Below are 5,693 nucleotides of genomic sequence, written 5' to 3'. Positions count from 1 at the left end.
CGTCGGCGGCTTCGAGCGCGAGCGCCCGGGCCTGCCCGCGATCGCGCTGGCCACCGATGCGTCGCAGGGCGGCCTCGCGGGCGCGGTGTCCGCCGATCAGCTGTTCGCGCAGCAGGTGCGCGTGCTCGGCCAGACCGGCGACATCCTGCTGGTGCTCGATCCGGCCGGTGCGTCGCCGCGCGTGCTGGCGGCGATCGACGAAGCGCACGAGCGCGAGATGACCGTCGTCGCGCTGACGGGCGGCGACGGCCATGCGGTCGCCGCCGCGCTGTCCGATACCGATATTCCGATCAGCGTGCCCGCCGTTCGCGCGGCGCGCATCCACGAAGTCCATCTGCTGACCATCCACTGCCTGTGCGACGGCATCGACGCGATGCTGCTGGGTGAGGATTGAACGAAGGAGAGCCGTCGATGAATCAAAGCCGCGTCAAACAGACGCTCGTCAGAACCACGCTGCTCGCTGCGCTGACGGCGGGTCTCGCCGTGTCGCTGCAAGGTTGTGTGCTCGGGGTCGTGGGCGCAGCGGCCGGCGGCGGCGCGCTGATCGCGACCGATCGCCGTACGCTCGGCGCGCAGACGGAAGATCGCGAGATCCAGGTCAAGTCGCTCACGCAGATCAACAACGGGCTGCCCGACCAGTCGCACGTGAACGTGACGGTGTTCAACCGCCGCGTGCTGCTGACGGGCGAAGTGCCGAACGATGCATCGAAGCAGCGCGCCGAGGAAATCGTGCGCGGCATCAACAACGTGAACGGCATCGTCAACGAGCTGTCGGTCGAGCCGGCGTCGTCGCTGTCGTCGCGCGCGAACGACTCGTACCTCGAAGGGCGCGTGAAGTCCGAGCTGATCGCGACGAAGGGTATCTCGTCGAACTACTACAAGGTCGTCAGCGAACGCGGCAACCTTTACCTGATGGGGCTCGTGACGGTCGACGAGGGCAATCGCGGCGCGGAAGCCGCCAGCCAGGTGCCGGGCGTCGAAAAGGTCGTGAAGGTGTTCCAGTACGTGAAGCCGCAGGACGCGCAGGCGCTGCAGAACGCGTCGCCCGCGAGCGGCGCATCCGGCGCACAGGCTGCCGCCGCGCCGGCGGATACCGCGACGGTGGGCGCCGTGCCCGACGCGTCGGTGCAGTCCACGCCGCTGCAGCCGCCCGCACCGATCTCGAATTCGTCGAACGTGCACCCGGGCAACCCGAAGGCCCCGTCGCAATGAAGAACAGGCAGATGAAGCAGATGAAACAACGGATGGTGCAGGGCGCTGCGACCGCGGCGCTCGTGATCGGCGCGCTGGGCGTCGCACACGCGGATGTCGGTGACGGCCTGAAGGTCGCGCGCGGCAATGCGTGCATGGGCTGCCACGCGGTCGACCGCAAGCTCGTCGGCCCGTCGTTCAAGGATATCGCCGCCCGCTACAAGTCCGATCCGCAGGCCGTGGCCAAGCTGTCGAAGAAGGTGAAGGAGGGCGGCTCGGGCGTCTGGGGTGCGATTCCGATGCCCGCGCACCCGCGCATGAGCGACGCCGACGTGCGTTCGGTGGTCGAATGGGTGCTGGCTGGCGCGCCGTCAAAGTAAGGTTTCAGGGGCGTCCAACCCCTATTGCCAAGCGCGGAAATGCGTGTGTATGATGGTTGACTGTTGGGGCGGTAGCTCAGCTGGGAGAGCGTCGCGTTCGCAATGCGAAGGTCGGGAGTTCGATCCTCCTCCGCTCCACCAACGGAATTCGAAGGCCCGATCGCAAGATCGGGCCTTTTTGTTTTTGCAGGTCCGCGATGGCACGCCGGACCCAGGCGCCGCACTCGACGTGGCGGGGCGGGGTGGGTCGACCGGTGGCCGGTCAGGTCAGCAGTTCGTGCGCGAGCCTGAACGTCGGCACCGCCAACGCGGCGAACGCCGCCGTGACGACTGCGAGAATCACCGTTCTCTTCCGCAGCACCGCGAAGATGACGAACGACAGCGCGTAGAACGCGCAGGTCAGCAGGATGAGCCACCACAACGTTGCGTAGCCGGCGCCGCCTTCGAAGTTCGACACGTTCCGCGTGATCAGCGGTGCGACATAACCAGCGGCGGTCATGCTCGCGGGCAGGCCCAGCACCGAATACAGGACGTAGACGATGAGCTGTCGCGGTGTCGGATCGGAAGACGTCATGACGGGCGGTTCTTATTCGGGTGGACGGGCCGCCGAACCGTTCGCCGTGCGGGCCGATTCAGGCAGCCAGCAGGATGCGGGCGTTTCCGGTGTTTGGCAACCACCGGCCGCTACCCGCCTTCACCCTCACCCCCGCCCGAAACTCGGCCGCTTCGGATCGTACGTCCATCCCGGCACGAGATAGCGCATCGCGACCGCGTCGTCACGTGCCGTACCGCCAACTTCCTTGTACAACGCATGCGCGGCCTCGACCTGCGCCATGTCGAGCTCGATTCCGAGCCCCGGCCGCTCCGGCACGGCCACCTGGCCGCCGACGATCTTCAGCGGCTCGCGCGTGAGCCGCGCATCGCCTTCCTGCCAGATCCAGTGCGTGTCGATGGCGGTGATCGTGCCGGGCGCGGCCGCCGCCGCATGCGTGAACATCGCGAGCGACACGTCGAAGTGGTTGTTCGAATGCGAGCCCCACGTGAGCCCCCAGTCGCGGCACAGCTGCGCGAGCCGCACCGAGCCCTGCATCGTCCAGAAATGCGGGTCGGCGAGCGGGATGTCGACTGCCTGCAGCCGCACCGCATGATCCATCTGCCGCCAGTCGGTCGCGATCATGTTGGTCGCGGTCGGAATGCCCGTCGCGCGGCGGAATTCGGCCATCACTTCGCGGCCCGAATAGCCGCCTTCCGGCCCGCACGGATCCTCCGCATACGCGAGCAAGTGGCCTTGCCCGCGGCACAGTGCGACGGCCTCGTCGAGCGACCATGCGCCGTTCGGGTCGAGCGTCGCGCGGGCATCGGGGAAGCGCGCCTTGATCGCGGCGATCGCTTCCATCTCGTCGGCGCCGGCCATCACGCCGCCCTTCAGCTTGAAATCGGCGAAGCCGTAGCGCTCGACCGCGGCCTCGGCCTGTCGCGCGATCGCGGCCGGGGTGAGCGCTTCCTCGTTGCGCAGCCGGAACCATGCATCCGATGCGTGCGCCTCGTCACGATACGGCAGGTCGGTGCGGCCACGATCACCGATATAGAACAGGTACGCGAGCATCGGCACCGCGTCGCGCTGCTGGCCTTCGCCGAGCAGCGCCGCGACCGGCACGTCGAGATGCTGGCCGAGCAGGTCGAGCAGCGCGGCCTCGATCGCGGTGATCACGTTGTCGAGCCGCAGGTTGATCTCGTGCGGCTGGCGCAGCACCGCGGCTTCGCCGGCCGAAGTCACCTCGTGCCGGATCGTGCGGCCCGCACCCGGGCCCGCGCCGGACAGCGCCGCGCGCACCGCGTTGAGCGTCGCCTGGTAGCGTCCGATCGACTGGTCGACGACGAGATCCGTCATGCGCTCGAGCGCGTGGCGGATGCCTTCGCCGCCCGGCACTTCGCCGACGCCCGTGTGTCCGCTGCTGTCGTCGAGGATCACGAGGTTGCGCGTGAAGTACGGCGCGTGCGCGCCGCACAGGTTGAGCAGCATGCTGTCGCGGCCGGCGACGGGAATCACCTGCATGCGCGTGACGTGCGGGGTGCCGGCACGGCGGGATTCGGACATCGGTTCGCTCCTGGTTCCGGTGGGGCACGGGCCGCTGGCTGCGCCGATGCGGCCCGCGCCGTTCATTGAAGCTCGACGCGGCGGATCTCGCCGACGACGAACAGGTAGCAGATCACGGCGACGAGCGCGTGCGCGACCACGTAGACGAGCGCGCCGTTGAACGAGCCGCTACGGTCGACGATGTAGCCGATCGCGATCGGCGTCGTGATGCTGGAGAGGTTGCCGCACGTGTTGAGCAGCGCGCCGCTCAAGCCCGCGATCTGGCGCGGCGCGGTGTCGGCGTTGACGGCCCAGCCGAGCGCGCCGAGCCCCTTACCGAAGAACGACAGCGCCATGAACAGCACGACGAGCACGTGCGAATCGGTGTAGTTGCAGACGATCATCGACATCGACAGCAACATGCCGACCACGATCGGCACCTTGCGCGCGACCGACAGCGAGCGGCCCTGCTTGAGCAGCCCGTCGGACACGACGCCGCCGAGAATCCCGCCGAGGAACCCGCACACGGCCGGGATCGACGCGACGAGCCCCGCGTTGAGGATCGACATCCCGCGCGCCTGCACGAGATAGACGGGAAACCACGTGATGAAGAAGTAGGTGAGCGCGTTGATGCAGTACTGCGCGACGTACACGCCGATCAGCATCCGGCTCTTCAGCAGCGCCTTCACGTGGCGCATCGACGGGCCGCCGTCGCGTCCGCCGGTCGCCTGGTCGATGTTGACGAGCGCGCCGCCTTCGGCGAGGTAGTCGAGTTCCGCGCGGTTGATGTTCGGGTGGTCCTTCGGGTCGAACATCGTGCGGTTCCACACCAGGACGAACGCGAAGCCGAGCACGCCCATCACCACGAACACCGATTGCCAGCCGAACGCGTGCACGAGCCAGCCCATCAGCGGCGCGAACACGACGGTCGCCGCGTACTGCGCGGCGTTGAAGATCGCCGACGCGGTGCCGCGTTCGGCGGCCGGGAACCACGCGGACACGATCCGGCTGTTGGCCGGGAACGACGGCGCCTCGGCCGCGCCGACCAGGAAGCGCAGCCCGAACAGCAGCGCGAACGCGGCCGCGCCGGCGAAGAAGCCGATCGAGCCCTGCAGCAGCGTGAACAGCGACCAGAAGAAGATGCTGAACGCATAGACGATGCGCGACCCGTAGCGGTCGAGCAGCCAGCCGCCCGGCAGTTGCGCGACCACGTACGACCAGCCGAACGCGGAGAAGATGAAGCCGATCTGCACGTGGCTCAGGTGCAGCGCGCGGGCGAGGCTCGGGCCCGCGATCGCGATCGCCGCGCGATCCGCGTAGTTGATCGTCGTGACCGCGAACAGGACGGCCAGCACCAGCCAGCGCACGCGCGTGCGCCGGGCCGTTGCCGACGCGGACGCCGGCAGCGCGTGAAGCGGATTCATGACTGTCTCCTCCGAAGGGCGGAAGGTGCCGTCGTGCGGCAGGCGCGTTGGTGCGCGCCATTCGTGTGGGTGCTGCCGGCCGGAGGCCGGACGCCGCTGCCCGTGGGCAGGGTGTCCTGACCATTCTGTCATGTCGAAATTTGCGCCTTCATGCCAATTGCTGACTTGATCGATTCAGTCATTGAATCGATCGGCCAACTGGCCCAAGGCCGTGCCACGGCTGCTGGAATATTTTTACCCGGATGATATTGACATCCAATTTATACCCGGATAAAAATAGCGTCATTCCGATTCCAGCCTGCGGGTGACCACGATGACCACGACCACACTGCTTCCTTCCTACACGGCGTTCGACGGCCACCGGCGGCTCGCGTCGGGCCCGCTCGCGACGATCGCGCTTGCGGTCCGGCAGGCCGCCGGCGATGCGATGCCCGGCACGATCCTGATCTTCGACGATGCGACGGGGCGCTCGATCGACCTCGACTTGCGCGGCACGGCGGACGAGATCCGCGCGCGCTATGCGCCGCCGTCAGGCGATGCAGCGGCCGGCTCCGGCGAGGCCGCCGGCGCGGTCGAACAGCGCGGGCGCGGCCGGCCGAAGCTCGGCGTCGTGTCGCGCGA

General features: G+C 68.2%; 7 protein-coding genes and 1 tRNA gene. 5 read left to right on the top strand and 3 right to left on the bottom strand.

All coding sequences use genetic code 11. The annotated features are described in order from the left end of the window. From G3N96_RS37530 to G3N96_RS37515, 4 genes are all read left to right on the top strand, one after another. The coding region (locus G3N96_RS37530) for an SIS domain-containing protein (RefSeq protein WP_206140363.1) at positions 1-394 on the top strand (394 nt) is incomplete at its 5' end. A gap of 17 nt (positions 395-411) precedes the next feature. Further along, on the top strand, positions 412-1,212 hold the full coding sequence (locus G3N96_RS37525) for a BON domain-containing protein (protein WP_206140362.1): 801 nt from the start codon (positions 412-414) through the stop codon (positions 1,210-1,212). Beyond that, positions 1,209-1,571, top strand: a complete 363-nt coding sequence (locus G3N96_RS37520) for a c-type cytochrome (RefSeq protein WP_206140361.1) — start codon at positions 1,209-1,211, stop codon at positions 1,569-1,571. Before G3N96_RS37525 ends, G3N96_RS37520 begins: the two co-directional genes overlap by 4 nt. Before the next feature lie 65 nt (positions 1,572-1,636). Beyond that, positions 1,637-1,712: transfer RNA gene (locus G3N96_RS37515), tRNA-Ala, on the top strand. Positions 1,713-1,833: 121 nt separating this feature from the next. Here the strand turns inward: G3N96_RS37515 and G3N96_RS37510 are convergent. The 3 genes from G3N96_RS37510 to G3N96_RS37500 all read right to left on the bottom strand — a co-directional run bounded on the left by G3N96_RS37510 (position 1,834) and on the right by G3N96_RS37500 (position 5,072). Further along, entirely contained in the window at positions 1,834-2,145 is a 312-nt protein-coding gene (locus tag G3N96_RS37510; RefSeq protein WP_206140360.1) for a hypothetical protein, read from the bottom strand. 126 nt (positions 2,146-2,271) lie between these two features. Further along, positions 2,272-3,669, bottom strand: a complete 1,398-nt coding sequence (locus G3N96_RS37505) for an enolase C-terminal domain-like protein (protein ID WP_206140359.1) — start codon at positions 3,667-3,669, stop codon at positions 2,272-2,274. Between the two features lie 62 nt (positions 3,670-3,731). Then, complete coding sequence (locus G3N96_RS37500) at positions 3,732-5,072, bottom strand: MFS transporter (RefSeq protein ID WP_206140358.1); 1,341 nt, start codon at positions 5,070-5,072, stop codon at positions 3,732-3,734. Between the two features lie 313 nt (positions 5,073-5,385). On the opposite strand from G3N96_RS37500, the gene G3N96_RS37495 reads away from it, so the two are divergent. Next, the coding region (locus G3N96_RS37495; protein WP_206140357.1) for a DUF2239 family protein at positions 5,386-5,693 on the top strand (308 nt) is incomplete at its 3' end.

This window comes from Burkholderia sp. Se-20373 (genome assembly GCF_017104705.1).
Taxonomy (GTDB): Bacteria; Pseudomonadota; Gammaproteobacteria; order Burkholderiales; family Burkholderiaceae; genus Burkholderia.
Note: the sequence above shows the minus strand (reverse complement) of the source record. Positions and strands in the feature narration are given on the sequence as shown.